This window comes from Microvirga sp. 17 mud 1-3, assembly GCF_003151255.1.
Classification (GTDB): domain Bacteria; phylum Pseudomonadota; class Alphaproteobacteria; order Rhizobiales; family Beijerinckiaceae; genus Microvirga.
Genome location: NZ_CP029481.1, coordinates 1,671,369 through 1,695,465 on the forward strand (window position 1 = coordinate 1,671,369; position 24,097 = coordinate 1,695,465).

Sequence of the window (24,097 nt, forward strand, 5' to 3'; positions counted from 1 at the left end):
AGGGACCAAGAGCTCCCCGTGTCCGCCTTTCGCCCGCCTGCCCGCGCCCCTGCGATCTTGCATCTCAAGGCCGGAGGTGTCACGGAGCGTAAATGGCTCCTCCCCTTCTTACCCTTCAGGATATCGCCCTGACCTTTGGCGGCACGCCTCTGATCGAGCGTGCCGATCTGACCGTTGCGCCGGGCGAGCGCACCTGCCTCGTCGGCCGGAACGGTTCCGGCAAGTCGACTCTCCTCAAGATCGCCGCCGGGTTCATGGAGCCCGACAAAGGCGCACGCTTCGTGCAGCCGGGGGCAACGATTCGCTACCTCGCTCAAGAGCCGGACCTGACCGCATATCCGACGACGCTCGCCTATGTGGAGGCAGGGCTGGGGCCGGGCGACGATCCTTATCGGGCACGCTATCTGCTTGAGCAGCTGGGGCTTTCCGGTGAAGAGCGGACGACCGACCTGTCCGGCGGCGAAGCGCGCCGGGCGGCTCTCGCGCAGGTGCTTGCCCCGTCTCCGGACATCCTGCTGCTCGACGAGCCGACGAACCATCTGGATCTGCCGGCGATCGAATGGCTCGAAAGCGAACTCAGGGGCTTGCGGTCCGCGCTTGTCCTGATCAGCCACGACCGCCGGTTTCTCGAAAATCTCTCTCAGGCGACGATCTGGCTCGACCGGGGTATCACCCGCCGCATGGACCGGGGCTTTGCGTCTTTCGAAGAGTGGCGGGACGCGGTGCTGGAGCAGGAGGAGCAGGAGCGCCACAAGCTCGACCGGAAGCTCGCCGCGGAGGCCGACTGGCTGCGCTATGGCGTCACGGCACGGCGCAAGCGCAATGTCCGCCGGCTGGGCAACCTCCACGCCCTGCGCCAGCAGCGCAAGGATCAGAAGCGGGCCGTCGGCACCGTCTCGATGACCCTTGCGGAGGCGGAACAGTCCGGGACTCTGGTGGTCGAAGCCGAGAAGGTTTCCAAGTCCTACGGGGACCGGCCCATCGTGGCCGATCTGTCGCTGCGGATCCTGCGCGGCGACCGCCTTGGCATCGTCGGCCCGAACGGAGCCGGCAAGACGACGCTGATCAACCTGCTCACCGGTATCCTGCCGCCCGACGAGGGCCGGGTCCGCCTCGGCGCGAATTTGCAGATGGTGACCCTCGACCAGCGCCGGGCGAGCCTCGATCCGTCCTCGACGGTAGCCGAGACCCTCACGGGCGGGCGGGGCGATACGGTGACGATCGGCGGCCAGACCAAGCACGTGATCGGCTATATGAAGGACTTCCTGTTCTCGCCCGAGCAGGCGCGCACGCCCGTGGGCGTACTTTCCGGCGGCGAGCGCAACCGGCTGATGCTGGCTCGCGCCCTGGCGCAGCCGTCGAACCTGCTCGTTCTCGACGAGCCCACCAACGACCTCGATCTCGAAACCCTCGATCTTCTCCAGGAGATGATCACGGATTACTCGGGCACCGTCATCCTGGTGAGCCATGACCGCGACTTTCTTGATCGGACAGTGAGTTCCGTCCTCGTCTCCGAGGGGGATGGCCGCTGGATCGAGTATGCGGGCGGCTATTCGGACATGGTGGCCCAGAGGGGCGAAGGCGTGCAGGCCCGGACGGTCGAGAAGGACGCAAAGCCGAGGGCCGAGAAGCCCGCGCCGACGGCCCAAGCGGCATCCGCCCCCAAGCGTAAGCTCAGCTTCAACGAGCAGCACGACCTCAAGACCTTGCCGAAGCGCATGGAAGAGATGGAGGCGAAGATCGCCAAGGTGCAGGAGATCCTGGCTGACCCGGATCTCTATTCCCGCGATCCTACCCGGTTCCAGAAGGCCATGGATACTCTGACGGCCCTCCAGTCCGAGCTTGGTGCTGCTGAGGAGCGCTGGCTGGAGCTGGAGATGCTGCGCGAGGAACTGGAAGGGTAGGGGCATTCTACGACCCCTGGAAGACCGGGGCTGCTCGGTCAGATCAGCCCCGGTGAATTCATGTGCGTCAGCTCGTCTGCCGCTGCCGTCCGGCTGTGCGGCCGGCCGACGGGGAGCCGGCCGCGACCCCGGCCGTGCCGCTGCCGGGATTGCCGGTCGCAAGCCCGGAATCGCCAACCTCCGAGCCGGAAGGGTGGCCCGGCTGATGCTGGCCGACCCGCAGGTTGTTCTGCACATGGGCGACGCCCGAGACGGATTCGGCGAGATCCTCTGCCCGCCGCTTCTCGTTCCGGTTGCGGACCGTGCCGTTCAGGGTCACCTCCTGACCCTTCACGACCACGTCGATCTCCGAAGCGTCGAGAAGGGCATCGTCCGTCAGGCGCTCATTGATGTCTTCGCGGATCCGGTCCTCTGAGCGCTGATAGCCGCGCGGACCCTTGCCGCGATGCTCGCCCCGGCGCACCTCACCCCGGCTTCCCGTCGCGTCGTTCTCGAAGCGGGTGTTACCCGGACCGGCGCCGTAATTGCTGTGGTCGCGCCGTTCGGTCACGAGGCTCCAGGCGCGCTCCCGATCCTGGGCGAAGCGATCCTCCCGGGAGCTGTCATCCCCGGGGCGCTCCCACCGGCCGGTCGTCGTCGCGGTGCCGAACCGGCGGGGACGATAGCCGCCTCCGCCGAGCCCGGTATCCAGAGCGCCGTAATCCTCGCCGTAATTCCCATAGCCCTCGCCGCCGAACCCGCCGCGCATGCGTGGGTTGCGGTCTCGCTCGCCCGGGCCGACAGGACCGCCCGCAGATCCGAAGGCCGCCCGCTCGTCGTCTTCCCGGCGGAACCGGAAGGCGCCGGGATTCACGTCTCGACGGCTCATGGGATGGTATCGCCGGACGGGGCCCTCGTTCCGGTCATCGCGCTCGCGCCGGTCAAGAGCCCGCCGCTCGTCTGCCGTGAGCGGATCCCGCCCAGGGCGCTCCTGCCCGCCCGCGATGGAGCGGTCGGGTTCCGACGGGGTGGAGATCCTGTGCAGGGCCCGCGATGCGCTGTCCTCTGCATCGGTCGCCAGGTCGCCGAGGGCCACGATGCCGACCAGATGCTTGTCATGGTCGACGACGGGCAGGCGCCTGATCTGGTGGTCGCTCATGAGTTCGACGATGTGATCCACGTCGTCGTCGTCGAAGCACCACCAGATGTTGTCGGACATTACGTCCTGAACGCGCGTATCGTCCGGCACCAGGCCGGCGGCGGTCGCCCGGATGGTGATGTCCCGGTCCGTGATGATGCCCTTCAGGCGCCGTCCGTCGCAGACCGGCAGCGAGCCCACATTCATCTCGTCCATCAGGCGCGCCGCATCACGGATCGAGCGGTCAGGCGCGATCACGCGCACGTGGCGGGTCATGACATCGGCTATCTTCATGAGCTTGCTCCCGGTTGGGGCCGCCCATGGAACGCATCGTTGCGACGTGCGGATATGCGGTCCCGGCGGCCGTGCATTGCCGATCGGTCAATGCAGGCGGGGCCGGAAAGGTTCAGGAGAAGGATGCGGGCCTTCAGGCGCGCTCAGGGCTTGGCGACAATCTCGACGTCCCGGTCGAGGCCGCTCTCCACTTTGAAGTCCCGGGTCTGGACCTTGCCGTCATGTCGGGCGATGAGGACATAATCGCCCTCCGCCAGGGTCACGGACGGGAAGGCGCCGATAGCCTCGCGGATCACGTCGCCGCCGGGTGTCAGCACGCTGAAGGCCGTGCCGGCGAAGGCCTCGCCGCCCTCGTTCGCCACGAGCTTGAGGGTCACGGTGGCGGCCCGGTGGTTGAGGGTCGCTTCCGTCACCTTGCCGGTTTCCACCTTCAGGTCGGCGCGCATGATCGCGTTGGCGTCGCCGTAGGTGGAGACCACGTGGTAGGTCCCTTCGGGGAGGCGGATCACGTCGTCGGCCCGGGCATTGGCGATGACGAGGCGACCTTCCGAGTTTGACCCGATAGGCACGTAGACCGAGAAGGACAGCTTGCTCGCCGGGATCGCCGAATCTCCGACGGCGCCCTTGAGCTTCAATGCTCCGGCGCTGATGACGAGGCGCTCGGACAGGCCGCCGGACTGGATCGTAAGGCGCTTCGAGGCGCCGGCGAATCCATAGGCCACATGCACGATGTAGTTGCCGGGCGTCAGGGTGAAGCTCGGTGTCGGGCTGCTGGAGCGCGCGATGATCGTCGGCTGCGTCGTATCGCCTTTGTCCTCGTAGACACGCCAGACGAGCCCGGACCGGATCGGCTGATTATCGGGAAAGACAGCGCTCGTCGTGAGCGTCACCTGGCCGAGGGTGACCGGAGGCGGCTTCTGCGTGAGCGAGGGCACCGCCGGAAGCGTCTGCTGAGCCTGGGCGGCACCCGAAAGGAGCATCGCGGCCAGAACGGGCAGAAAGAGGCGGATTCTCACGGGGCAATTCATCCTTGAAAGCAACATTACCGGACCCGGGGGACTTCGGCGGTCCGGATCGGCTCTTCCTTCCGGCTCTTGAGGAGGTCGGAGGCCGCCGTCACCAGGTTCTCGTAGGACATCGGGCGGAAATTGAACTCGACCCGGTGGCGTCCTGCGGGGATCTCGACCCCGCGGAAGAGCAGGTTCGCCCGGAGCATGGGACGGCGCTCCCCGTCCACGGTGACTTCCCAGCCGGGATAATACACGTCGTGGAGGACGAGAACGCCCGCCGCCTCGCTCTCCACCTCGACGGTCACGGAATTGCGCTGGTAGCTGACGATCCGAGCCCGATCCTCGAGGTCCTTCGGGCTCGCACCCTCGGCCGAGGAGGCATAGCGCTCCTTGAGGAGAGGCATGCTCGCATCGTCGATCAGGGCCTCGCTCCGGCGGTTGAATTCGGGAAGCTCTTCCTGGTCGAGGGCGGCCTCGGAATCCACTGCGCTGACCTCATGCGCCACATAGGCCCGAGGGCTCGCGCCGTCGAGGCGGTAGATCCACATGCGGCCGGTGCCATAGACGATCTCGGCGCCCGTGAGGCGTGGGAAATGGCGCGGCATCCGTTCGATCGGCCGGTCGAGAACGAGATATTCGAGGCCGAGCAGGCCGGCGAGGCGGCACTTGTAGCCGCGGAAGGTCGCCGGGAAAGTGCGCAGGTTCGGGTCCTCGGCGTTCTCGCCGGGGCCGACGGCGCGCTCGTAATCGGCAAGCCGCAGGGGGTTGTAGCCGATGATATCCTCGAGCTGGAGGACCATGGAGGCGTTCTGCCAGGGCCCGCGCTGACCCAGGATCTCGACCCGTGGATATTCCCCATGGGCATGGCGGTCGGCCAGCTCGCGCTTCAGGATCTGGAGGCCCTGGAGTTGCTCGGGCGGAAGCTGGCGGAACACCGCGTAGCGCTCGGCGGGCTCCGCATTCAGGGGCGAGGCCGCGTGGCGCAGAACCAGTTCTCCGCCCGTGAACGCAATGATGAGGATGGCCGCCACCTCGCGCCAGCGGGACGTGGGGCTGATCCGCGTCAGGAGCGCGATGACGAGGGCAGCGGCGACGAGACCGAGGCCGATCTCGCGCATCGCCGGCGCGCCCTGTCCGGCCCGCAACGCGAACGCCATGGCGCTCGCGATGGCCGCGACCGCAAGGGCCAGCGCCAGCATCGGCAGGAAGAGGTGCAGCTTGCCGAGGGCGGCAGTGGTCCATTTCGGAAGACCGTCCGCGATGTAACGGTGGACGAGATAGCCCGCCGCGAAGGCCAGCATCACGTTGATGAGGAACGTAGCGTCCGCCGGGCGGCGGTAGAGATCGACGCCCGGCATATGGTCGAAGATCATCTCGAAGCCGGGCGTATAGCGGCCCAGGGCATAAAGCAGGGCGAGCAGGCCGGTCACCAGGAAGAAGCGAAACTCCCGCGCCAGCAGTCGGCCGCCCGCGACTCCGTGCCAGAGCAGGAAGAGGGCCGGGACGGTGCCGACGAAAAGGTAGTTCGTGGCGCGGTCGGTCCAGGTGCCTTCGGACAGGCTGTGCCAGTCCGGCCCCCAGTAATCGTAGGTCCAGCGAAGGGACCCGAAGACGTTGCCGAACAGGATAGTCGCCAGGCTCTCGGGCGGCAGCGAGCCCATGGCCGCGACCCCGAAGCCGAAGGAGGGGCGGGTCGAGGTCGCCAGGAACTGCATGGTGAGGACCACCGGCACCGCCAGGAGCGCGCCGCCAATGCCCGCCATGGCGAGAAGGACGCCGATGCGCGACTTCAGATAGGCGAGGGGCTGCGGCGCCGTGACGATCCGGGCGGCGGCGGCTGCGATGAGCGTGATGTCGCACAGGAAGGCGACCTGGTCCCGCCCGATGGTCATCAGGACGGCGACGACCGCGAACAGGGCGCCGAAACGATAGGAACGGCGGTCCAGGGCCTCCTCCAGAAGGAGGAGCGCAAGGGGAAACCAGCCGTAGCTGAGGATGATGCCCGTGTGCTGCAGCCGGGCGCTCGCCGAGCCGCCCAGGATGAACACGATGGCCGCCACGACGGCGCCGGCAGGGTGCCAGCCGCGCCGACGGAACAGGGGCACGAAGGCCAGGGCGCCGGGCAGGAAATGAGCGAAGATGACGATGTCGAAGAGCTGCATGGACGGCTCGGGCACGAGCCATCCGAACAGCAGCATGGTCGGGGTGAACAGGAGCGACTGCGGATCGGCCGCCGAAGGGTGGCCCCCGAAGTGATAGGGGTTCCAGAACGGCATCTCGCCATGGGCCAGGGCCGCGCCGAGATACCGCAGGGTGGGATAGAACTGGTTCTTGGAATCCCAGGGGACGACCGTCCCGGTGAGGGGCCAGACGAGAGCCGCGAGGGCCCAGATCCCGAGGATGAGCGCAAGGGCCAGAAGGGTCGGACGCGCCGTCCAGATCCCGGAACCGGTGGTCCCGCCCGCTACGGATGGTGATGTGTTCATCTGCTCTTGATGCGGCGTTCCGCCCATGGTCTCCGCGACCGTCCTCGACGATAGAGCCCGGAAGCGACGGGGCTGGCGTTGCCGCCGCGGCCCGCTCATCGCCATGCCCGGGAAACCAGCTTGGCGTACCGACGCACTCCCCCTATACATCCGTCGCGGTTTCTTTTCTGCAACGGCCCCGAATGCCCGCGCTCCCTCAAGCGCAACAAGAGGGCGAGACCAAGGCAGGCCCGCTCTGCCGGTATCCGCTTTCCTGAGGCATCCAGGGGTACTGTCTCATATATTCCGCTCCGGATGAAGGTCCTATGAACGAAAGCCTTGCCCGCCTTCAACATCGCCGTTCCGTTCCCGCCCGCTGGCTCGCGGAGCCGGGGCCGAGCCGCGACGAGATCGATACCCTGCTGACGATCGCGGCACGCGTCCCGGACCACGGCAAGCTGGCGCCCTGGCGCTTCGTCGTCATCGAAGGGGAGGGGCGTCACCGCCTCGGAGAGGTGCTGGCCCAGGCCTTCCTGGCCGACCAGCCGGAGGCCGATGCCGAGAAGGTCGCTCTCGAGCGGGGGCGGTTCGCCCAGGCCCCCCTGGTGGTGGCCGTTGTGTCCCGGGTGGTGCCGCACGTGAAGATCCCGGACTGGGAGCAGGTCCTCTCGGCTGGGGCGGTGTGCATGAACCTCCTCCACGCGGCGACGGCCCTCGGCTATGGCGCCGTCTGGCTGACCGGTTGGGCGGCCTATGACCGGCGCATTCTCGATGCCCTCGGCCTCGCGCCCGGGGAGCGCATTGCCGGCTTCATCCATATCGGCACCGCCACGGAGGCTCCGGCCGACCGGGCGCGACCCGACCTTGCCGATATCGTCACCCGTTTCTGAGCGAAGGCCATGTTCTACCAGACCGCCAACCATCACGGCCTGCCGCACGATCCGTTCAAGGCCCTCGTGACGCCGCGCCCCATCGGCTGGATCACGACGATGAGCGCCAAGGGCGAGGTGAACCTGTCGCCCTATTCGTTCTTCAACGCGATTTCGGAAAAGCCCGCCATGGTGGCTTTCTCGTCGAGCGGGCGGAAGGATGCGGTGACGTTCGTCGAGGAAACGAAGGAGTTCGTCTGCAACCTCGCAACCTACGACCTGCGGGAGGAGATGAACGCCACTTCGGCACCCCTGCCGCGCGGCGTGAACGAGATGGAGCATGCGGGCCTTGCGGCCGCCCCCTCCCGGCTCGTCAAGCCGCCCCGGGTCGCGGCCGCGCCAGCGGCGCTCGAATGCCGCTGGGTCCAGACCGTGCCGCTCGTGCCCCTGGAGGGCGGCGAGCCCTCCTACTACCTTGTCATCGGACAGGTCGTCGGCATCCATATCGACGACCGCTTCATCGTGAACGGCATCGTGGACACGGCCGCCATGCGCCCCATCGCCCGTTCGGGCTACCGCGACTATTTCGTCGCGACGCCCGAAACCAAGTTCACCATGACGCGGCCCGGAGGCTGACGGATCAGCCTCGCCCCGCCCGCGCCAGGAGCCGTTCGGCCCGGACGAGGTGAGGGCGATCGAGCATCTCGCCGCCGATACCGACGACACCTGCGCCGGGATTCTCCCTGAAGGCCGCAACGACGGCCTTGGCCTTCGCGACAGCCTCCTCGGAAGGCGTGAAGGCTTCGTTGATGACCGGGACCTGAGCCGGATGGATCGCCATCTTGGCGACGAACCCGTCCCGGCGGGCCTCCCGGCACTCGGTTGCCAGACCCTCCATGTCGCGGAAATTCGTATAGACGGCGTCGATGGCGTCGACTGCCGCAGCGGCAGCGCCGAGGAGCGTCAAGGAGCGGGCGAGCCGGTAGGGCTCCGTATAGAGCCCGTTCTCGCCCCGGTTCGCTTCTGCGCCGAGATCCGCCGACAGGTCCTCGCCGCCCCAGGCGAGCCCCATGAGGCGGTGGCTCGCACCCGCGAAGGTGCCGAGCGCGAAGACCCCGAGGGCATTCTCCGTCGCGATGGCCAGGATGCGTGTGGCGCCGTCCTCGAGGCCGAACTCAGCCTCCCGGACCGCGAGCTTCGCGCCGAGATGGGCCACATCGGCCCCGCCGACGGCCTTGGGCAGCACGATGCCGTCGGGACCGGCTCCCATCATGCCGTCGAGATCCATATCGGTCAGCCCGGTCGTGAGGCCGTTGACGCGCACATAGAGCCGGGGCCTCTCGGCCAGCCCCTTCGCCTCATCGAGGAAACCGGCCGTGACCGACCGCGCCTCGGCCTTGGCGTCGAGGGCGACCGAATCCTCAAGGTCGATCAGGAGGGCGTCGGCTCCCGAGCCGAGAGCCTTGTCGAGTTTCCTGCGGCTGTCGCCGGGGACGAACAGGAGGGAGCGCATGGACCTCACACCTCGATCGTCGTGGAGCGCTTGCGCATGAAAGCCTGACGGCGGCACTCGGCCACCAGGGTGCCGTCCTGCTTGTAGGCCCTGTGGATGAATTCGACGATGCCCGCTTCGGGCCGGGTGCGGGATTCGCGCTTGGCCGCAACCTCGGTGGTGACGTTCACCGTGTCGCCCTCGAAGAGAGGGGCCGGAAACGTCACGTCCGTCATGCCGAGATTGGCGATGGTGGTGCCCACCGTGGTGTCGTTGACCGAAATGCCGATCATGAGGCCGAGGGTGAAGAGCGAGTTCATGAGCGGCTGACCCCACTCGGTCTCGGTGGCGCAGAAATGCGCATCGATGTGGAGCGGCTGCGGGTTCAGCGTCATGTTCGAGAAGAGCATGTTGTCCATCTGGGTCACCGTTCGGGTGAGACGGTGACGGATGACGGCGCCGATGGCGAAATCCTCGAAGAAGAGCCCGCCGCGCGGATGTCTTGTGCTGTCGTCTGTCATGCAACGATCCTCATTCTGATCCGTCCATGGGGCGAGGGCGCCGGCCGTCAATAACCGAACTGCTCCCGCAGGATGCGCTCGTCCAGGCTGTGGCCGGGGTCGTGGAGCATCACCAGGTCGATGCTGCGGTCCATGGAGGTATGGACCCTCGACACGTCCCGGAATTCCGTGTGGTCCGCGACGGCGCTGACCGGTCTTTCCTCGGGCTCCAGGACCTCGATCTGGATCTTCGCGTAATCGGGCAGGAGCGCCCCACGCCAGTGCCGGGGCCGGAAGGCCGAGATGGGAGTAAGCGCCAGGAGAGGCGCATTGAGCGGCAGAATCGGCCCGTTCACGGAGAGATTGTAGGCCGTCGAGCCGGCCGGCGTCGCGACCAGGATTCCGTCGGCCGCGAGTTCCGCAAGGCGGACCTGGTTGTCGATGCTCACACGCAGCTTTGCGGCCTGGTAGGTCTGGCGCAGCATGGAGACCTCGTTGATCGCCCGCGCCGTGTGAGCCTCGCCCCTGACGTCCCAGGCGACCATGAGCAGCGGATGCGTAACGCTGCGCTCGGAAGCCTCCAGGCGCTCGAAGAGCTCGTCCTCACGAAACTCGTTCATGAGGAAGCCGACCGTGCCCTTGTTCATGCCGTAGATCGGCTTGGACGTGCCCATGAACCGGTGGAGCGTGCGCAGCATGAGCCCGTCGCCGCCGAGCGCCACGATCACGTCGGCATCCTCCGGCTCGACGCCGGCGTAGCGCGCCTTCAAAAGCGCGAGGGCGGCCTGTGCCTCCGGCGTGGGGCTTGCGACGAATGCGACATGGTTGAAACGGCGAGCCATGCCCGGATACCCTCCTCGCGCCGGAACGATGCGGAAGAAAGGCATAGCATGGAGAACCCACTTCTCGTCTATACGACCTTTCCGGATGTGGACACCGCCCTGGGGATCGGCGAGGCCCTCGTGCGCGAAAAGCTCATCGCCTGCATCAACGTGCTGCCGGGAATGCAATCGGTCTATGCCTGGAAGGGAACCGTGGAGCGTGGGCAGGAGGCCGTGGGTATCCTCAAGACGCGCAAAGGCCTGCAGGAGGAGGTCCTGCAGGCCCTGAAAAAACGCCACCCTTACGAGACGCCCGTGATCCTGTTCATCGAACCCGGCGCCGATGCGGCCACCTTGGCTTGGATCATCGGCGAGACTGCAGGCGCCGGAGTTGCCTGAGCGTTCCGCTTAAAGGATAGCGGAGCTCCACTGCACGGGCACGAAGCGGTAGCCGCTGCCTTCCTTCGCGATATGGCCGGTGGCCGGGAAGGGAGCATGGTAGAAGGCCACCTGCGCGCGCTCGGCCGCCGCCATGTCGAGCATCCGGTGACGCGTCTGGCGGGCCTGGTCGGCATCCATGTCGAAGACGGCGGCCCAATCCGGGTTGCGGACGAAGAGCGCCGGATGATTGGTCACGTCCGACATGATCATCAGCTTCCCGGCGCCCGAACTCAGCATGTAGGAGGTATGGCCGGGCGTGTGCCCCGGGGCTGCGATGCTGGTGAGGCCGGGCACGATTTCCTTGTCGGCCTCGTAGCGCTTCACGTCCTTGGCGACCGGATCGAAAACCCGGTGCACGTTCTGGAAGGCGCCCTTCATGCCCTCCGGCGCCTGGTTCATGCGCGTCTCGTCCATCCAGAAGTCCCATTCGTTCGCCGGGACCATGATTTCGGCCTTCGGGAAGACGGCCGTGCCGTCCTTCAGGCGCAGGCCGTTGATGTGATCGCCGTGGAAATGGCTGATGACCACGGTGTTGACCTGCGCGGGGTCGAAGCCGGCGGCGCGGAAATTTGCCATCCAGGTGCCCGAGGTCGGCGCGCCCAGGTCGCCGTTGCCCGTGTCGATCAGCGTCACGCGGCCGTTCTGGCGCAGGACGAGGGTCGTGAAGGTGATCGGCAGCCGGTCCTTCGGCAGGAAAGCCTCCTCCATGGCCTTCTGTACGGCGGGCAGTTCGGCATTGCGGATAAACCCTTCGAGCGGACGGGTCGCGAAGCCGTCATTGACGGCCGTCACCTCGATGTCGCCGACCTTGTAGCGATAGAAGCCGGGGGCTTGCGCAGAGGCGGAGGGTTGAGGCGTCGGCATGGAGTTGTTCGTCTGGGCGAGGGCAGGGGCTGCGACGGGAATAACGCTACTGGCGAGAAGGGTACGGCGTGTCAGGGTCATGGGACGTCTCCGGGGCTCGTTTCGCAAGGCTAGAATGGCCCCTGTCGCGCGCAAGAGCTTGGCCTTTCACGAATCGGAGAGCGTGGCCTTTAGGGCGTGGTTTCCGGCTCCCGCCGGGTGAGTTCGTAGAGGGCGATGCCGCTCGTCGTCGCCACGTTGAGCGAATCGAAGCCGCCGCTCATGGGGATCGTTACCGTGCGGGTCTCGGCCAAGAGCTCGGGCGGCAGTCCCGGTCCCTCAGCGCCAAGGAGCACGGCGGTCCGGCCCCGGCGGCGGATCCGGCCGAGGGGCTCCCGTCCGGAGGGCGAAAGGGACAGTATTTCGAAGCCGGCCTCCCGCAGGCTCCCGATCAGGGCGGGCGCCGGGCCGGCGCGGGTGAAGGGCACGACGAGCGCGCCGCCCACCGAGACCCGGATGGCCTTGCGATAGAGGGGATCGCAGCTCGTTTCGTCGAGGAGGATCGCGTCCGCCCCGAAGGCGGCGGCGTTACGGAAGATCCCGCCCACATTGTCGTGGTTGGCGAGGCCCACAAGCCCGAGGACCAGCGCATCCTCCGGCAGCGCGGCCAGGAATGGGCCGGGTGAGGGCAGCGGCGCCCGGCGGGCGATGGCCAGAATCCCGCGATGGATCGGGAAGCCCACGATGGCATCCATCACGGCGCGCCCGGCCGCATAGACCGGAACGCCTGCCGGCAGGGCCGCGAGGCAATCCGTCAGGCTCTCGATTCGGCCCTCGGCCAGAAGAAGCGATTCGATCGCGAATCTGTCCTGCCGCAGAAGCACCCGCAGGACCACCTCGCCCTCCGCCACGAATCGGTTCTCACGGCCGACGAGGTCGCGCTCGCGCACGGCCCGATAGGGCTCGATGCGCGGATCTTCGGGATCGGTGATGGCAATTGGCTGGACCATGGCCTCACGGGTGTTCTGGGTTTCCGGTCCCTGCCTATGCCCGAGAGCCGTGCGGGAACAACGACTTTCTGTACCTGTTAGACCCAAAATGAACCTATGGACCGCCCTGGGCGGGAAGGAGTGACGTTATGGTAGGTGGATGGCTCTGGGCGATCGTCATCATCGGCGGCCCGATTCTTCTGGGCATGGCGATTTTCACGGTCGCCCGCCGCCGGAGGCTGACCCAGCAGGAGTTTCAGCTTGCCGAACGAAGCGCACGGGAAAACTGGGGCAAGGAACGCATTCGTTGATAGCCAAGGGTGAGCAACCGCATGGTTCCCCTCAATGGCCGCTCCAGTCTGCGCTGTCCCCTGTCAGTCAGTCAGTCGCAGAGGTTGCACCTTGAGCAGGCGACTGTATCTGACTTCTAAAGGCCCATTTCCAGAGCCTCTGGCCGCGCGAAGCTGATCTGTAGCGCCGGGGCCGTACCGGCCGCGCTGGACGCCGAGACCAAGACTTCCGTCGAGCAGGTATATCGCACCTATATCTGCGTCCGCATTACGGGCGCCGATGTGTTTCAGAAGGCGCAGTAGGGAAGTCTCCCGCGGTTTGACACCATTGCTGTCATCCATAAGCGCAGAGAATGCGGAAGCAAGGCGGTTGCCGCTTGCCTCGCCCTTCAGCTGATGCCGTAATTGATCGCCCAGATGCATAACCCGCCGCCTACGACCACGGCGAGCCAGTTCAGGGCCCAATTCAATAGGATCTTTCTGGCGGCTACTGCGGTCGGCGGTCGCTGTTTGTGATCAGGTAGTTCTGTCGGCATGGCGGGTCTCCAAAGCCGAAAAGCTCAGAGACGCGGATGCGCCTGCAAGTTCAGCGGTTGGCTCAGGAACCGCCGATCTTCCAACTTAGTATCGTAACGAGGCTTTTCTGAGGGCGTTCAGACAGGGGCAGTTTGGCCGAGCGGTGATATGTCTGCCTCAACATCGTGGTTCGAAAACGCACTCTGTTGAATCGTTTGTCCGTCGAACCAGCGGCAGACAACCCAATCGATATGTAAGTCGACCACAAGCATTCGCTGATCTGGGTCTTGCTTGAGATGGACGATTTCGCCGAGTTTGAACGGCATCGCTTAGACCCTCCAAGGATCAGCCTCGCCGTAATGGAACAAAATTCCATGTCCTTTCGAAGGCGCTCATGCGGCTATCCGAACACAATGGCACTTGTATGCCCAAGCTCCTAAGTGGACAGGCTAAAGGAGCGGCCGTTGTTGCTCCATCCAAGAATTTCGGCCGTGATTTCCGTCTCCAAGCGAGAACCGGAATGGTGAAGGGCAGACCGATTATCACTGAGGACTTTTGAGGGACCTCTGCATCGCCCCTTGCGCTTCCCTGGAATTATGTCCCGCTTGATTCTTCGGGCGCTAGCCTGGGGAAGGCCGCTCGAAAGGCATATGCCATACATAATAAGGAGTTATAGGTTGGGGGAGTGGTGCCGGTTGCGGGACTCGAACTCGCGACCTACCGCTTACAAGGCGGTTGCTCTACCAGCTGAGCTAAACCGGCATGCTGGATATGGCCGATGAGTTAGCAGCGCGGACATACAGGCGCAAGTTCCCTCGGTCGTGAAAAATAATGTGCTCCGCAGCACCGCAACCATCTTTCCGGTCTGGAATTATTCCCCTCAGACATCGCCTGAGGAGTTGAATCCCATGCTCGGTTCGAGCCTTTCTACGGTACTGAAAGCCTTTTCCTCTACGGCTCGGGGAGGCTTCGTGACGGGGTGTGCGGGTGGCGTTCTCGCTATCGCTTTTCTGATGACCCCGGCCCAGGCGGCGCATATCGGGTCCCATTCCCCGGCCCAGAGTGTATCGCAGCCAGACAAGATATCCGCCCGCAAGGGCAGCACGACAGTCGCCGCGAAGGATGTGGAGACGGTGGGGTCCATTCAGTCCTCTGAAGGTGCGCCCAACTGTAACCGCTCCCGCAAGAAGCTCTGGGTTGAGGACCAAGGCTGGATCGTTCGTCAGGTTACGACCTGTTATTGACGAGGGGCCGGAACGCCAATCCGACTTTGCGCTTTCGGTTCGCCAATCTTCTGCCCCTGACGTGAAAAGCCCCGCCGGAAGCGGGGCTTTCCTTTTTCGGGCTCTTGTAGAGCGAATTACTTGTTCTCGTAGGTGAAGATATCCCGGTTCTTCGTCTCGGGGACGAAGAGGAGGCCGATCACGAAGGTCATGAGGGCCACGATGACCGGATACCAGAGACCCGCGAAGATGTTGCCCGAGGCAGCCACGATCGCGAAGGCGGTCGGAGGCAGGAAGCCGCCGAACCAGCCGTTGCCGATATGGTAGGGCAGCGACATGCCGGTATAGCGGATCCGGGTCGGGAAGAGCTCCACAAGCATGGCGGCGATCGGGCCGTAGACCATGGTCACGAAGATGACCAGGACGAACAGGATGCCGATGGCCGCGAGAGCCCGCCCGTCAGTCAGCACGCCGCCGACGGACGGGGTCTTCAGGATCGACGGGTCGCCGGGCTTGGGATAGCCCGCAGCCTGGGCGGCCGCCACCAGGGAGGCGCCCGTGTTGTCGGTCACCGCGACATCCGTGCCATTGATCTTGGCGGTCAGCGGGGCGCCCGCCGGAGCCTTGATCAGATCATAGTGGATCGAGCTGTTGGCGAGGGTCCGGCGGATCACGTCGCAGGGCTCGGTGAAGGTGCGCACGCCGACGGGGTCGAACAGGAAGCCGCACTTCGCCGGATCGGCCATGATTTCCAGCTTCACCTGGTCGGTCGCCTCGATCAGCTTCGGATTGACCGTCTTGGCCAGCGAGGAGAAGAGCGGGAAGTAGGTGATCGCCGCGATCAGGCAGCCGACGAGCAGGATCGGCTTACGGCCGATCTTGTCCGACAGCCAGCCGAAGAAGATGAAGAACGGCGTGCCGAGGAGGAGCGCGAAAGCGATCATCAGGTTGGCAGTAGTGCCGTCGATCTTCAGGGTCTGGGTCAGGAAGAACAGCGCGTAGAACTGGCCCGTATACCAGACCACCGCCTGGCCGGCGGTGCCGCCCATAAGGGCGATCAGCGCAACCTTGGCATTCTCCCAACGGCCGAAGGCTTCCGTGAGCGGGGCCTTGGAGTGGGTGCCTTCCTCCTTCATCTTCTTGAAGGCGGGCGATTCGTTGAGCTGCAGGCGGATCCAGACCGAGAAGGCGAGCAGGATGATCGACAGCAGGAACGGAATGCGCCAACCGTAGGAAGCGAAGGCCTCCGGCGACATGCTCAGGCGCAGGGTGAGAATCACGATCAGCGAAAGGAACAGGCCGACCGTTGCGGTGGTCTGGATCCAGGACGTGTAGAAGCCCCGTCGTCCGTGAGGCGCGTGTTCCGCAACGTAAGTCGCGGCGCCGCCATACTCGCCGCCGAGGGCCAGGCCCTGCAGGAGGCGGCAGATGATGAAGGCCGCAGGCGCGATATAGCCGATGGACGCATAGCCGGGCAGAAGGCCGACGATGAAGGTCGAGAGACCCATGATCGTCATGGTGACCAGGAAGGTATATTTACGGCCGATCATGTCGCCCAGGCGGCCGAACACGAGGGCGCCGAAGGGGCGCACCGCGAAGCCCGCCGCGAAGCCGAACAGGACGAAGATGAACTTGGCCGTGTCGTTGGTTCCGGGCACGAAGTTCTGGCTGATGTTCGCCGCAAGGGAACCGGCCAGATAGAAGTCGTACCATTCGAAGACTGTGCCGGCAGAGGAGGCGACGATGACCTTCCTCTCCTCTTTGGTCATAGGTCGGACGTCTGATTCCGACCTCGGCGTCATTGCTGCTGTTGCCATAGCGTTTCCTTCCATCAAGACATGATGCCCGGTGAGCCGGGTCTTGCGCTTCCGGGTTCAGGGCCCCGGAATCATGCAGGCTGGAAGGCTAGCTGCGGCCTTGGGCTCTACAATTCACAATTGGTAGTTTCGACTTCCGTCTAAGATCAGAGGGGAAATCTGAAATGTTCCAATGATATGAATTGTTTAGCTGGCTCGCCGCTAGGGTCGGGTCGGGCCCGAAACCGCCTTGGTCACAGCAAAAAGCGAGATCGCAGCGGCGTTGGAGACGTTCAGGCTCTTGATGGCTCCCGGCATGTCGAGCCTGCCGATGACGTCGCAGCATTCGCGGGTGCGCTGGCGCAGGCCTTTGCCCTCGGATCCGAGCACCAGGACCACCGGCTCCTTGAGGGGAACTTCGTCGAGGCGATTCTCTCCCGACGAATCGAGGCCGACCCGCTGAAATCCCCGCTCGCCGAGGGCGATGAGGGTGTCGGACAGGTTCCTCACCACCATGAACGGCACGTGCTCCAGCCCGCCGGAGGCCGACTTCGCAAGGACCCCAGTGGCAGCCGGGCTATGCCGGGCCGTGGTGATGATGGCCTCGACCCCGAAAGCCGCGGCCGTCCGGACGATGGCCCCGACATTGTGGGGATCGGTGATCTGGTCGAGGGCCAGGACGACGCCCTTGCCGCTCAGGGTTTCGACGCTGGGAGAGGGGAGGGGAGACGCCTCCAGATAAAGCCCCTGGTGAACCGCATCCGCCTCCACGAGCCGGTTGATCTCGTCCGGGCGAACGATCTCCGGCTCGGCCGGCAGATGCTCGCCCAGTTCTTCGTGCAGGCGGCGGGCCGAGTTCTCGGTTGCGAGGAGGCGGCGAATCGCCCGCTTGCCGTTGCGCAGGGCCTCGACGACCGGGTGCCAGCCATAAAGGACCACGGTTTCTGGATCGCCGAAGGTGCGGCGCGGGCCGAAATCGCGGCGGGCGGGCTTTCCGGAATGGCGCTGGAAGCGGGGCTTGCGGGGCGGGGAAGGGCGGTCGCTCATGATGCTCGATCTGTTCGGTGATGTCCGGCACATAACACATGATGTCCGAAGTCCCGAAGGCTGCATATCGGATGCGCTTTGCTGTTGACACCGGCCGCTCGGGTCACCATAAGAGCGCCCACGGACGCCCTCCGGGGCGCTTCTGTTGTACGGCCTAAAACGCGTTGCGTTCTGGTTGGGCAGAATGGGGGAATGTCCCGAGCGGCAAAGGGGGCGGACTGTAAATCCGCTGGCTATGCCTTCGTAGGTTCGAGTCCTACTTCCCCCACCACCCAAACCTTCCCCGGTCGCGGGTGTAGCTCAATGGTAGAGCAGCAGCCTTCCAAGCTGAATACGGGGGTTCGATTCCCCTCACCCGCTCCAGGCCTTCACTTTCCTCTCCTTACTACGGCGCCTCCATAAGATTGTGGTCCCATTGTCTCGCGTGAACCGGGCGGTGTCGTGTTTCCGGGGCGAGTGGCTCATAGGGACAGCTCCCGCCAGGCTTGAAATCGACAGACACGATTTCGACATAGCATTCGCGGTGCCGCCGATCCTGATCCGGGTATCGCTCCCTGATGGCGGAGCCGGTCTGGCTTTCTCAAGCTGAACCCTATGGCCCGGGCCGGGTAGGGAGCCGGCGGTTCCTCCTCGACAACGCCTTTTCGGACGGCCGATCGACCGCGTCGTCCAAAACTATGCGACCCAATATCGAAATTGGCTCTTGCACAAAGAGCGCAACCGCAATATCGGGACGCCCTGAGATCTTTGTTCCTGGCCTCTGCAAGGTAGACATCAATGGCGAAGGAAAAGTTTGAGCGGACGAAGCCGCACTGCAACATTGGGACGATTGGGCACGTTGACCACGGCAAGACGTCTCTGACGGCGGCGATCACGAAGGTTCTTGCCGAGGCTGGCGGGGCGACGTTTACGGCCTACGACCAGATCGACAAGGCTCCGGAAGAGAAGGCGCGCGGGATCACGATCTCGACGTCTCACGTGGAATACGAGACGGCCAACCGTCACTATGCGCACGTGGACTGCCCCGGCCACGCCGACTACGTGAAGAACATGATCACGGGTGCGGCGCAGATGGACGGCGCGATTCTGGTGGTGTCGTCGGCCGACGGCCCGATGCCGCAGACCCGCGAGCACATCCTGCTCGCCCGCCAGGTCGGCGTTCCGGCGCTGGTGGTGTTCATGAACAAGGTCGACATGGTCGACGATCCGGAGCTTCTCGAGCTGGTCGAGCTTGAGGTGCGCGAGCTTCTGTCGAAGTACGACTTCCCGGGCGACGACATTCCGATCGTCAAGGGTTCGGCTTTGTGCGCGCTGGAAGACCGTTCGCCTGAGATCGGCCGCGATGCGGTTCTCAAGCTGATGGCCGAGGTTGACCGCTACATTCCGCAGCCGGAGCGTCCGATTGACCAGCCGTTCCTGATGCCGATCGAAGACGTGTTCTCGATCTCGGGTCGCGGCACGGTGGTGACGGGCCGCGTTGAGCGCGGGATCGTCAAGGTCGGCGAGGAAGTCGAGATCGTTGGCCTGAAGGCGACGGTGAAGACGACCGTGACGGGCGTTGAGATGTTCCGCAAGCTGCTCGACCAGGGTCAGGCGGGCGACAACGTGGGCGTTCTTCTGCGCGGCACGAAGCGCGAGGACGTGGAGCGCGGCCAGGTGCTGTGCAAGCCCGGCTCGATCAAGCCGCACACGAAGTTCAAGGCCGAGGCCTACATCCTGACGAAGGAAGAGGGTGGCCGTCATACGCCGTTCTTCACGAACTACCGTCCGCAGTTCTACTTCCGGACGACGGACGTGACGGGCGTGGTGAAGCTGCCTGAGGGCACCGAGATGGTGATGCCGGGCGACAACATCGCCATGGAGGTCGAGCTGATTGCGCCGATCGCCATGGAGGAGAAGCTGCGCTTTGCGATCCGTGAAGGCGGCCGCACCGTCGGTGCCGGCGTCGTCGCTCAGGTCATGGATTAATTTAGAGTTCCGGGTGGCGGATTGCCGCCACCCGTGATCCGCCGGAGGAGTGTAGCTCAATCGGCTAGAGCACCGGTCTCCAAAACCGGGGGTTGGGGGTTCGAGTCCCTCCACTCCTGCCAGCGGATCGACAAAGCGGGCGTTTTGCGCTACAGAGCGCCCCGGTAATGGTTTCGAGGGTGGCGCGAGGCTTAAGAAAACGGCTTCGCGCCCCTTCACTTTGGGCCGATCGCGCCCATGAGAGGACGTCCGCAGGTGCTTCCAGGCCCGTGGACGCAGGCAAAATGGCAAAGACGAACCCGTTCGATTTCTTACAGCAGGTGCGCTCGGAAGCCGCAAAGGTGACCTGGCCGACCCGCAAGGAGACCATGATCACGACCGCCATGGTCTTCGTGATGGTGCTGCTTGCCTGTCTGTTCTTCTTCGTGGCGGATCAGGCAATGGGATGGTTGGTTCGGACTGTCCTCCTGGGATTCGGCGGTTAAGAGGTGGCTGCGATGACGAAGCGTTGGTACATCGTCCACGCTTATTCGAATTTCGAGAACAAGGTCGCCCAGTCGATCAAGGACCAGGCCGCTCAGCGCGGGCTTGAGGACAAGTTCGAAGAGGTGATGGTGCCGACCGAGAAGGTCGTCGAGGTGCGCCGCGGCCGTAAGGTCGACACGGAGCGCAAGTTCTTCCCGGGCTATGTCCTGGTGAAGTGCGACCTGACGGATGAGGTCTATCACCTGATCAAGAATACCCCGAAGGTCACGGGCTTCCTGGGGGCCGACAAGTCCAAGCCGGTTCCGATTCCGGACCGGGAGGCCGAGCGGATCAAGGGCCAGGTGGCCGAGGGCGTGGATCATCCCAAGCCGTCCGTCAGCTTCGAGGTGGGCGAGCAGGTCCGCGTCTCGGACGGCCCCTTCGCGTCCTTCAACGGCGTGGTCGAGGAAGTCGACGACGCCCGGGCCCGCCTTAAGGTGGCGGTGTCCATTTTCGGCCGCGCCACGCCGGTCGAGCTCGAATACGGTCAGGTCGAGAAGGTCTGACCTGTATGGCGGCGCCGCGAGAGCGCCGCCTTTCTAGCCCTTTACGGGCTTTCGTCCGCGGGAGGTCCGCCCGGTTGCCAGCTGGGACCATCGGCCCGAACCGCGATCTGCAACCACCATTCCGTCCGGTCGGCTCCGGGCGGTTGGTCCATTGGAGAGCAGTCCTATGGCAAAGAAAATTGCGGGCTACGTTAAGCTTCAGGTACCCGCCGGCGCGGCCAACCCGTCGCCGCCCATCGGTCCGGCGCTGGGTCAGCGCGGCCTCAACATCATGGAATTCTGCAAGGCCTTCAACGCGAAGACCTCGCAGATGGAGAAGGGCATGCCGATCCCGGTGATCATCACCGCGTATCAGGATCGCTCCTTCACGTTCGAGATGAAGCAGCCGCCGGTCTCCTACTTCCTCAAGAAGGCGGCCAAGGTCGACAAGGGTTCGCAGACCCCGGGCAAGGGCGGCAAGGCCGGCTCGGTCACCCGCGACCAGATCCGTGAGATCGCCGAGAAGAAGATGGTCGATCTCAACTGCGACACCGTTGATTCCGCCATGGCTATGATCGAGGGCTCCGCGCGCTCGATGGGCCTGGAAGTGGCGTAAGGAGGGCACGATGGCTGTGAAAGAGGGTAAGCGCATCCGCAACGCCCGCGAGGGCATCGATGCCGCCAAGCTCTACGGCATCCAGGATGCCGTGAAGCTCGTCAAGGAACGCGCCAAGGCGAAGTTCGACGAGACCATCGAAGTGTCGATGAATCTCGGCGTCGATCCGCGCCATGCGGACCAGATGGTCCGTGGCGTCTGCAACCTGCCGAACGGCTCCGGCCGGACGGTGCGCGTTGCGGTCTTCGCCCGCGGCGCCAAGGCCGACGAGGCCAAGGCCGCCGGTGCCGACATCGTCGGCGCCGAGGAGCTCTTCGAGACCGTCAACGGCGGCACGATCGAGTTCGACCGCTGCATCGCCACCCCGGACATGATGCCGCTCGTCGGCCGTCTCGGTAAGGTGCTCGGCCCGCGCGGCCTGATGCCGAACCCGAAGGTCGGCACCGTCACCATGGACGTGAAGGGCGCCGTCGAGGCCGCCAAGGGCGGTGCGGTGGAGTTCCGCGTCGAGAAGGCCGGTATCGTCCATGCGGGCATCGGCAAGGCTTCTTTCGATGAGACCAAGCTCATCGAGAACATCAAGGCCTTCGCGGACGCCGTCGCCAAGGCGAAGCCGACCGGCGCCAAGGGCACCTACATTCAGCGCGTGGCCATCTCGTCGACGATGGGCCCCGGCGTGAAGGTCGACCCGGCTTCGGTCATCAACGGCTAAGTGAATACCTTAAAGCTAGAGAAAAGCCCCGGTGCACAACTGGGGCTTTTTTTTGTAGATTCCTACCGAGGAAATCGGCACCCACTTTCCTTCCTGATATTTGGAGCCGATCGGTTGGCCGTGCTGATCACCTGCTTGGCCAGTTCAGGCTGGAACGCCATGCAGGCTTTTCCCATTTTCTTCATGGTATCGAAGTGAACGAGCGCCTTCCTAAGATAGGCGCAGCGATGGGCTTCCGTCTTGTCCTGCTGGTAAATCGCATGCTGACCTCGAGCCTCCTGCTCGGCAGATTTCGTGGCTTCGATCAGGGAGAGACAGCGCGTTTCCTCGGGAGTCGCGGCCAGCAGGGTTGGTGACCAGAACACGAGGGCCACTGCGGCAACCAGGACGTGCGGTTTGGCAGGCATATAAAACTTCCTTTATTGGTCCGCAGACCATAGCAGGCCCCGGCAAAAATGAAATAATGTTATGAAAGATTTCCTTCGGGCCATCTAATAGCAAGGGCCGCATCGTAGACTTAGCCTGCACAACCGATAAGGTTCTGCTCTAAAGCGGGCATTCATTTCCGCGGCGTAAAAGTCGCTAAGCCTCATCTTCGCCGGGCGCTTGAGGATTCGCGGCTTGCGGGACGGGCACTGGGGATGAGCGGGTTCGAACCATGTGGGACGGGGAGGGGAATTCTCAGGGCGAGGTTCTTTTCCCAAAGGGAAGGCGTCCCTTGAAATCCCGGCCAGCAAGGCATAAATCGGCCTTTGCTTCCTTATCGGCGCGAAAATGACACGTAAATGCCTCTTGGCATTTGCAGCCGAAGGGCTTATGACATCGCGTTGAGATTCCAACAACTGCCAGGGCTTGTCTTTTACAGAGAGCCCGGCTGCGAAATCCGCTCCGTAAGGAGCGGTGACAGGCCGGCGGGCCAAAGGTTCCCCCTTTGGCGCGATCCGGCTATGTCCTGTCCGAGACTGCAGGTGCCGGCCAGCCCGGCTTAATTCGTAAGGACCTGCATAGACGGGGAAACCGAGTTCCGGCGCGCTCACGCGGGCCGTATCGTTCGGTTCGAACCATCTCGCCTAGGGCGCTCTTTCCGGAGCGTAATCTGGGGGACAGGGCTTGCGAGAGCGTCGTTCGAAGGCGCCTGCGGCCCCAAGCCGAGGCGCTGACGAGCGACAGGTGCAACCGGCGGTATATCCGCCAACCGGAGAGAGCCCAGTGGAAAGAGCAGCAAAACGCGAGCTCGTCTCGACGCTCAACGACGTGTTTTCCAGCACGAGCGTGGTCGTCGTTGCCCACTATGCTGGTCTTACGGTCGCCGACATGCAGAAGCTGCGCGCGCAGATGAAGCAGGTTGGCGCCACCGTGAAGGTCGCAAAAAACAGCCTCGCCAAAATCGCTCTCGAAGGCACGGACGTCGCGTCCATCTCGGACCTCATGAAAGGTCCGACCCTGATCGCTTATTCGAGCGATCCGGTCGCGGCGCCCAAGGTCGCTGTCGATTTCGCCAAGGCTAACGACAAGCTCGTGATCCTTGGCGGCGCAATGGGCGCGACTGCCCTGAACGTGGACGGAGTGAAGGCGCTTGCCACCCTTCCGTCCCTTGATGAACTGCGCGCGAAGCTGGTCGGCCTCATCCAGGCTCCGGCTACGAAGATCGCACAGCTCAGCACTGCGCCGGCGGCGAAGCTCGCCCGCGTGTTCGGGGCCTATGCCAAGACAGGCGAAGCGGCGTGAGGCCGTAACCTCAACCATCAAACCGTTCGAATCGAACTTAAGGACTGAAATCAATGGCTGATCTTGCCAAGCTTGTTGACGATCTGTCGTCTCTGACCGTTCTCGAAGCCGCTGAGCTCGCGAAGATGCTCGAAGAGAAGTGGGGCGTTTCCGCTGCTGCGGCTGTGGCCGTTGCGGCCGCTCCGGGCGCTGGTGGCGGCGCTGCCGCTGCGGCCGAAGAGCAGACCGAGTTCACGGTCGTTCTCGCCTCTGCCGGCGACAAGAAGATCGAAGTGATCAAGGAAGTCCGCGGCATCACCGGCCTCGGCCTGAAGGAAGCCAAGGACCTCGTCGAAGGCGCTCCGAAGCCCGTCAAGGAAGGCGTTGCCAAGGACGAAGCCGAGAAGATCAAGGCGACCCTCGAGAAGGTCGGCGCCAAGGTCGAGCTTAAGTAATCTTGCGACCTT

At 64.6% G+C, this 24,097-nt stretch carries 23 protein-coding genes and 4 tRNA genes; 15 read left to right on the forward strand and 12 right to left on the reverse strand.

What is annotated here, in order from left to right; genetic code table 11:
- The first annotated feature begins 92 nt into the window (after window positions 1-92).
- Window positions 93-1,904, forward strand: coding sequence for an ABC-F family ATP-binding cassette domain-containing protein (locus C4E04_RS07810; protein ID WP_109596450.1), 1,812 nt, complete (start codon window positions 93-95; stop codon window positions 1,902-1,904).
- A 67-nt stretch (window positions 1,905-1,971) separates the two neighbouring features.
- Here the strand turns inward: C4E04_RS07810 and C4E04_RS21720 are convergent, their stop codons facing one another.
- The 3 genes from C4E04_RS21720 to C4E04_RS07830 all read right to left on the reverse strand — a co-directional run bounded on the left by C4E04_RS21720 (window position 1,972) and on the right by C4E04_RS07830 (window position 6,811).
- Window positions 1,972-3,315 (reverse strand): CBS domain-containing protein, encoded by a 1,344-nt coding sequence (locus tag C4E04_RS21720; protein ID WP_371682042.1) that lies wholly within the window; start codon window positions 3,313-3,315, stop codon window positions 1,972-1,974.
- 143 nt (window positions 3,316-3,458) lie between these two features.
- Window positions 3,459-4,295, reverse strand: a complete 837-nt coding sequence (locus C4E04_RS07825) for a hypothetical protein (protein WP_245416305.1) — start codon at window positions 4,293-4,295, stop codon at window positions 3,459-3,461.
- A gap of 62 nt (window positions 4,296-4,357) precedes the next feature.
- A complete protein-coding gene (locus C4E04_RS07830; RefSeq protein ID WP_109600923.1) occupies window positions 4,358-6,811 on the reverse strand; it encodes a YfhO family protein in 2,454 nt (817 codons plus the stop codon).
- A 305-nt stretch (window positions 6,812-7,116) separates the two neighbouring features.
- On the opposite strand from C4E04_RS07830, the gene C4E04_RS07835 reads away from it, so the two are divergent.
- Both C4E04_RS07835 and C4E04_RS07840 read left to right on the forward strand, forming a co-directional pair.
- Window positions 7,117-7,680, forward strand: coding sequence for a nitroreductase (locus C4E04_RS07835; protein WP_109596454.1), 564 nt, complete (start codon window positions 7,117-7,119; stop codon window positions 7,678-7,680).
- A 9-nt stretch (window positions 7,681-7,689) separates the two neighbouring features.
- Window positions 7,690-8,295: a flavin reductase family protein gene (locus tag C4E04_RS07840; RefSeq protein WP_109596456.1), complete on the forward strand. Its 606-nt coding sequence runs from the start codon at window positions 7,690-7,692 to the stop codon at window positions 8,293-8,295.
- 4 nt (window positions 8,296-8,299) lie between these two features.
- On the opposite strand, the gene C4E04_RS07845 is transcribed toward C4E04_RS07840, so the two are convergent.
- The 3 genes from C4E04_RS07845 to C4E04_RS07855 are packed head-to-tail and all read right to left on the reverse strand — an operon-like array spanning window position 8,300 to window position 10,493.
- Entirely contained in the window at window positions 8,300-9,172 is an 873-nt protein-coding gene (locus C4E04_RS07845; protein ID WP_109596458.1) for a CoA ester lyase, read from the reverse strand.
- A 5-nt stretch (window positions 9,173-9,177) separates the two neighbouring features.
- Window positions 9,178-9,672, reverse strand: coding sequence for a MaoC family dehydratase (locus tag C4E04_RS07850; RefSeq protein ID WP_109596460.1), 495 nt, complete (start codon window positions 9,670-9,672; stop codon window positions 9,178-9,180).
- 47 nt (window positions 9,673-9,719) lie between these two features.
- Window positions 9,720-10,493 carry an NAD kinase gene (locus tag C4E04_RS07855; RefSeq protein WP_109600925.1) on the reverse strand — a complete coding sequence of 258 codons (774 nt, stop codon included), beginning with the start codon at window positions 10,491-10,493 and terminating at the stop codon, window positions 9,720-9,722.
- Between the two features lie 48 nt (window positions 10,494-10,541).
- On the opposite strand from C4E04_RS07855, the gene cutA reads away from it, so the two are divergent.
- Window positions 10,542-10,871, forward strand: coding sequence for a divalent-cation tolerance protein CutA (gene cutA / locus C4E04_RS07860; RefSeq protein WP_109596462.1), 330 nt, complete (start codon window positions 10,542-10,544; stop codon window positions 10,869-10,871).
- Window positions 10,872-10,880: 9 nt separating this feature from the next.
- Here cutA and C4E04_RS07865 read toward each other — a convergent pair whose 3' ends face one another.
- Complete coding sequence (locus tag C4E04_RS07865) at window positions 10,881-11,858, reverse strand: MBL fold metallo-hydrolase (RefSeq protein ID WP_109596464.1); 978 nt, start codon at window positions 11,856-11,858, stop codon at window positions 10,881-10,883.
- A gap of 89 nt (window positions 11,859-11,947) precedes the next feature.
- Entirely contained in the window at window positions 11,948-12,766 is an 819-nt protein-coding gene (locus C4E04_RS07870) for an RNA methyltransferase (RefSeq protein ID WP_109596467.1), read from the reverse strand.
- 128 nt (window positions 12,767-12,894) lie between these two features.
- Between C4E04_RS07870 and C4E04_RS20845 the strand changes: the two genes are divergently transcribed.
- Window positions 12,895-13,056 carry a hypothetical protein gene (locus C4E04_RS20845; protein WP_162559317.1) on the forward strand — a complete coding sequence of 54 codons (162 nt, stop codon included), beginning with the start codon at window positions 12,895-12,897 and terminating at the stop codon, window positions 13,054-13,056.
- 1,181 nt (window positions 13,057-14,237) lie between these two features.
- On the opposite strand, the gene C4E04_RS07880 is transcribed toward C4E04_RS20845, so the two are convergent.
- From C4E04_RS07880 to C4E04_RS07895, 3 genes are all read right to left on the reverse strand, one after another.
- Window positions 14,238-14,313 (reverse strand) — tRNA-Thr (locus C4E04_RS07880).
- A gap of 598 nt (window positions 14,314-14,911) precedes the next feature.
- Window positions 14,912-16,591: an MFS transporter gene (locus C4E04_RS07890; protein WP_210204609.1), complete on the reverse strand. Its 1,680-nt coding sequence runs from the start codon at window positions 16,589-16,591 to the stop codon at window positions 14,912-14,914.
- Window positions 16,592-16,792: 201 nt separating this feature from the next.
- Window positions 16,793-17,617, reverse strand: a complete 825-nt coding sequence (locus C4E04_RS07895) for an RNA methyltransferase (protein WP_109596474.1) — start codon at window positions 17,615-17,617, stop codon at window positions 16,793-16,795.
- A gap of 186 nt (window positions 17,618-17,803) precedes the next feature.
- Between C4E04_RS07895 and C4E04_RS07900 the strand changes: the two genes are divergently transcribed.
- The 8 genes from C4E04_RS07900 (at window position 17,804) to rplA (ending at window position 21,923) form a co-directional block, all read left to right on the forward strand.
- Window positions 17,804-17,888: transfer RNA gene (locus C4E04_RS07900), tRNA-Tyr, on the forward strand.
- A gap of 18 nt (window positions 17,889-17,906) precedes the next feature.
- Window positions 17,907-17,980 (forward strand) — tRNA-Gly (locus C4E04_RS07905).
- Window positions 17,981-18,394: 414 nt separating this feature from the next.
- Window positions 18,395-19,585, forward strand: a complete 1,191-nt coding sequence (gene tuf, locus C4E04_RS07910; protein ID WP_109596476.1) for an elongation factor Tu — start codon at window positions 18,395-18,397, stop codon at window positions 19,583-19,585.
- A gap of 45 nt (window positions 19,586-19,630) precedes the next feature.
- A tRNA-Trp gene (locus tag C4E04_RS07915) sits at window positions 19,631-19,707 on the forward strand.
- 162 nt (window positions 19,708-19,869) lie between these two features.
- The gene (gene secE / locus C4E04_RS07920) at window positions 19,870-20,070 is read left to right on the forward strand and encodes a preprotein translocase subunit SecE (RefSeq protein ID WP_109600928.1); all 201 of its coding nucleotides are present in this window, start codon (window positions 19,870-19,872) and stop codon (window positions 20,068-20,070) included.
- A gap of 12 nt (window positions 20,071-20,082) precedes the next feature.
- Window positions 20,083-20,616, forward strand: coding sequence for a transcription termination/antitermination protein NusG (gene nusG, locus C4E04_RS07925; protein ID WP_109596479.1), 534 nt, complete (start codon window positions 20,083-20,085; stop codon window positions 20,614-20,616).
- A 166-nt stretch (window positions 20,617-20,782) separates the two neighbouring features.
- Window positions 20,783-21,211 carry a 50S ribosomal protein L11 gene (gene rplK, locus C4E04_RS07930; protein WP_109596481.1) on the forward strand — a complete coding sequence of 143 codons (429 nt, stop codon included), beginning with the start codon at window positions 20,783-20,785 and terminating at the stop codon, window positions 21,209-21,211.
- 10 nt (window positions 21,212-21,221) lie between these two features.
- Window positions 21,222-21,923, forward strand: a complete 702-nt coding sequence (rplA, locus tag C4E04_RS07935; protein ID WP_109596482.1) for a 50S ribosomal protein L1 — start codon at window positions 21,222-21,224, stop codon at window positions 21,921-21,923.
- 62 nt (window positions 21,924-21,985) lie between these two features.
- Here rplA and C4E04_RS07940 read toward each other — a convergent pair whose 3' ends face one another.
- The gene (locus C4E04_RS07940; protein ID WP_109596484.1) at window positions 21,986-22,330 is read right to left on the reverse strand and encodes a hypothetical protein; all 345 of its coding nucleotides are present in this window, start codon (window positions 22,328-22,330) and stop codon (window positions 21,986-21,988) included.
- An 802-nt stretch (window positions 22,331-23,132) separates the two neighbouring features.
- On the opposite strand from C4E04_RS07940, the gene rplJ reads away from it, so the two are divergent.
- Together rplJ and rplL are read left to right on the forward strand one after the other, a co-directional pair.
- A complete protein-coding gene (gene rplJ / locus C4E04_RS07945; RefSeq protein ID WP_109596486.1) occupies window positions 23,133-23,651 on the forward strand; it encodes a 50S ribosomal protein L10 in 519 nt (172 codons plus the stop codon).
- 53 nt (window positions 23,652-23,704) lie between these two features.
- Entirely contained in the window at window positions 23,705-24,085 is a 381-nt protein-coding gene (gene rplL / locus C4E04_RS07950; RefSeq protein ID WP_109596488.1) for a 50S ribosomal protein L7/L12, read from the forward strand.
- Window positions 24,086-24,097: the final 12 nt, after the last annotated feature.

Bases quoted from the DNA above. Each gene is read 5' to 3' on its own strand.
- C4E04_RS07810 (WP_109596450.1), top strand. From the start codon at position 93: ATGGCTCCTCCCCTTCTTACCCTTCAGGATATCGCCCTGACCTTTGGC.
- C4E04_RS07865 (WP_109596464.1), bottom strand. From the start codon at position 11,858: ATGACCCTGACACGCCGTACCCTTCTCGCCAGTAGCGTTATTCCCGTC.
- tuf (WP_109596476.1), top strand. From the start codon at position 18,395: ATGGCGAAGGAAAAGTTTGAGCGGACGAAGCCGCACTGCAACATTGGG.
- cutA (WP_109596462.1), top strand. From the start codon at position 10,542: ATGGAGAACCCACTTCTCGTCTATACGACCTTTCCGGATGTGGACACC.
- C4E04_RS07825 (WP_245416305.1), bottom strand. From the start codon at position 4,295: ATGCTCCTTTCGGGTGCCGCCCAGGCTCAGCAGACGCTTCCGGCGGTG.
- C4E04_RS07845 (WP_109596458.1), bottom strand. From the start codon at position 9,172: ATGCGCTCCCTCCTGTTCGTCCCCGGCGACAGCCGCAGGAAACTCGAC.
- C4E04_RS07835 (WP_109596454.1), top strand. From the start codon at position 7,117: ATGAACGAAAGCCTTGCCCGCCTTCAACATCGCCGTTCCGTTCCCGCC.
- C4E04_RS07840 (WP_109596456.1), top strand. From the start codon at position 7,690: ATGTTCTACCAGACCGCCAACCATCACGGCCTGCCGCACGATCCGTTC.
- rplL (WP_109596488.1), top strand. From the start codon at position 23,705: ATGGCTGATCTTGCCAAGCTTGTTGACGATCTGTCGTCTCTGACCGTT.
- C4E04_RS07870 (WP_109596467.1), bottom strand. From the start codon at position 12,766: ATGGTCCAGCCAATTGCCATCACCGATCCCGAAGATCCGCGCATCGAG.
- C4E04_RS07850 (WP_109596460.1), bottom strand. From the start codon at position 9,672: ATGACAGACGACAGCACAAGACATCCGCGCGGCGGGCTCTTCTTCGAG.
- C4E04_RS07940 (WP_109596484.1), bottom strand. From the start codon at position 22,330: ATGCCTGCCAAACCGCACGTCCTGGTTGCCGCAGTGGCCCTCGTGTTC.
- rplA (WP_109596482.1), top strand. From the start codon at position 21,222: ATGGCTGTGAAAGAGGGTAAGCGCATCCGCAACGCCCGCGAGGGCATC.
- C4E04_RS07895 (WP_109596474.1), bottom strand. From the start codon at position 17,617: ATGAGCGACCGCCCTTCCCCGCCCCGCAAGCCCCGCTTCCAGCGCCAT.
- C4E04_RS07890 (WP_210204609.1), bottom strand. From the start codon at position 16,591: ATGGCAACAGCAGCAATGACGCCGAGGTCGGAATCAGACGTCCGACCT.
- secE (WP_109600928.1), top strand. From the start codon at position 19,870: ATGGCAAAGACGAACCCGTTCGATTTCTTACAGCAGGTGCGCTCGGAA.
- rplK (WP_109596481.1), top strand. From the start codon at position 20,783: ATGGCAAAGAAAATTGCGGGCTACGTTAAGCTTCAGGTACCCGCCGGC.
- C4E04_RS07855 (WP_109600925.1), bottom strand. From the start codon at position 10,493: ATGGCTCGCCGTTTCAACCATGTCGCATTCGTCGCAAGCCCCACGCCG.
- nusG (WP_109596479.1), top strand. From the start codon at position 20,083: ATGACGAAGCGTTGGTACATCGTCCACGCTTATTCGAATTTCGAGAAC.
- C4E04_RS21720 (WP_371682042.1), bottom strand. From the start codon at position 3,315: ATGAAGATAGCCGATGTCATGACCCGCCACGTGCGCGTGATCGCGCCT.
- C4E04_RS07830 (WP_109600923.1), bottom strand. From the start codon at position 6,811: ATGAACACATCACCATCCGTAGCGGGCGGGACCACCGGTTCCGGGATC.
- C4E04_RS20845 (WP_162559317.1), top strand. From the start codon at position 12,895: ATGGTAGGTGGATGGCTCTGGGCGATCGTCATCATCGGCGGCCCGATT.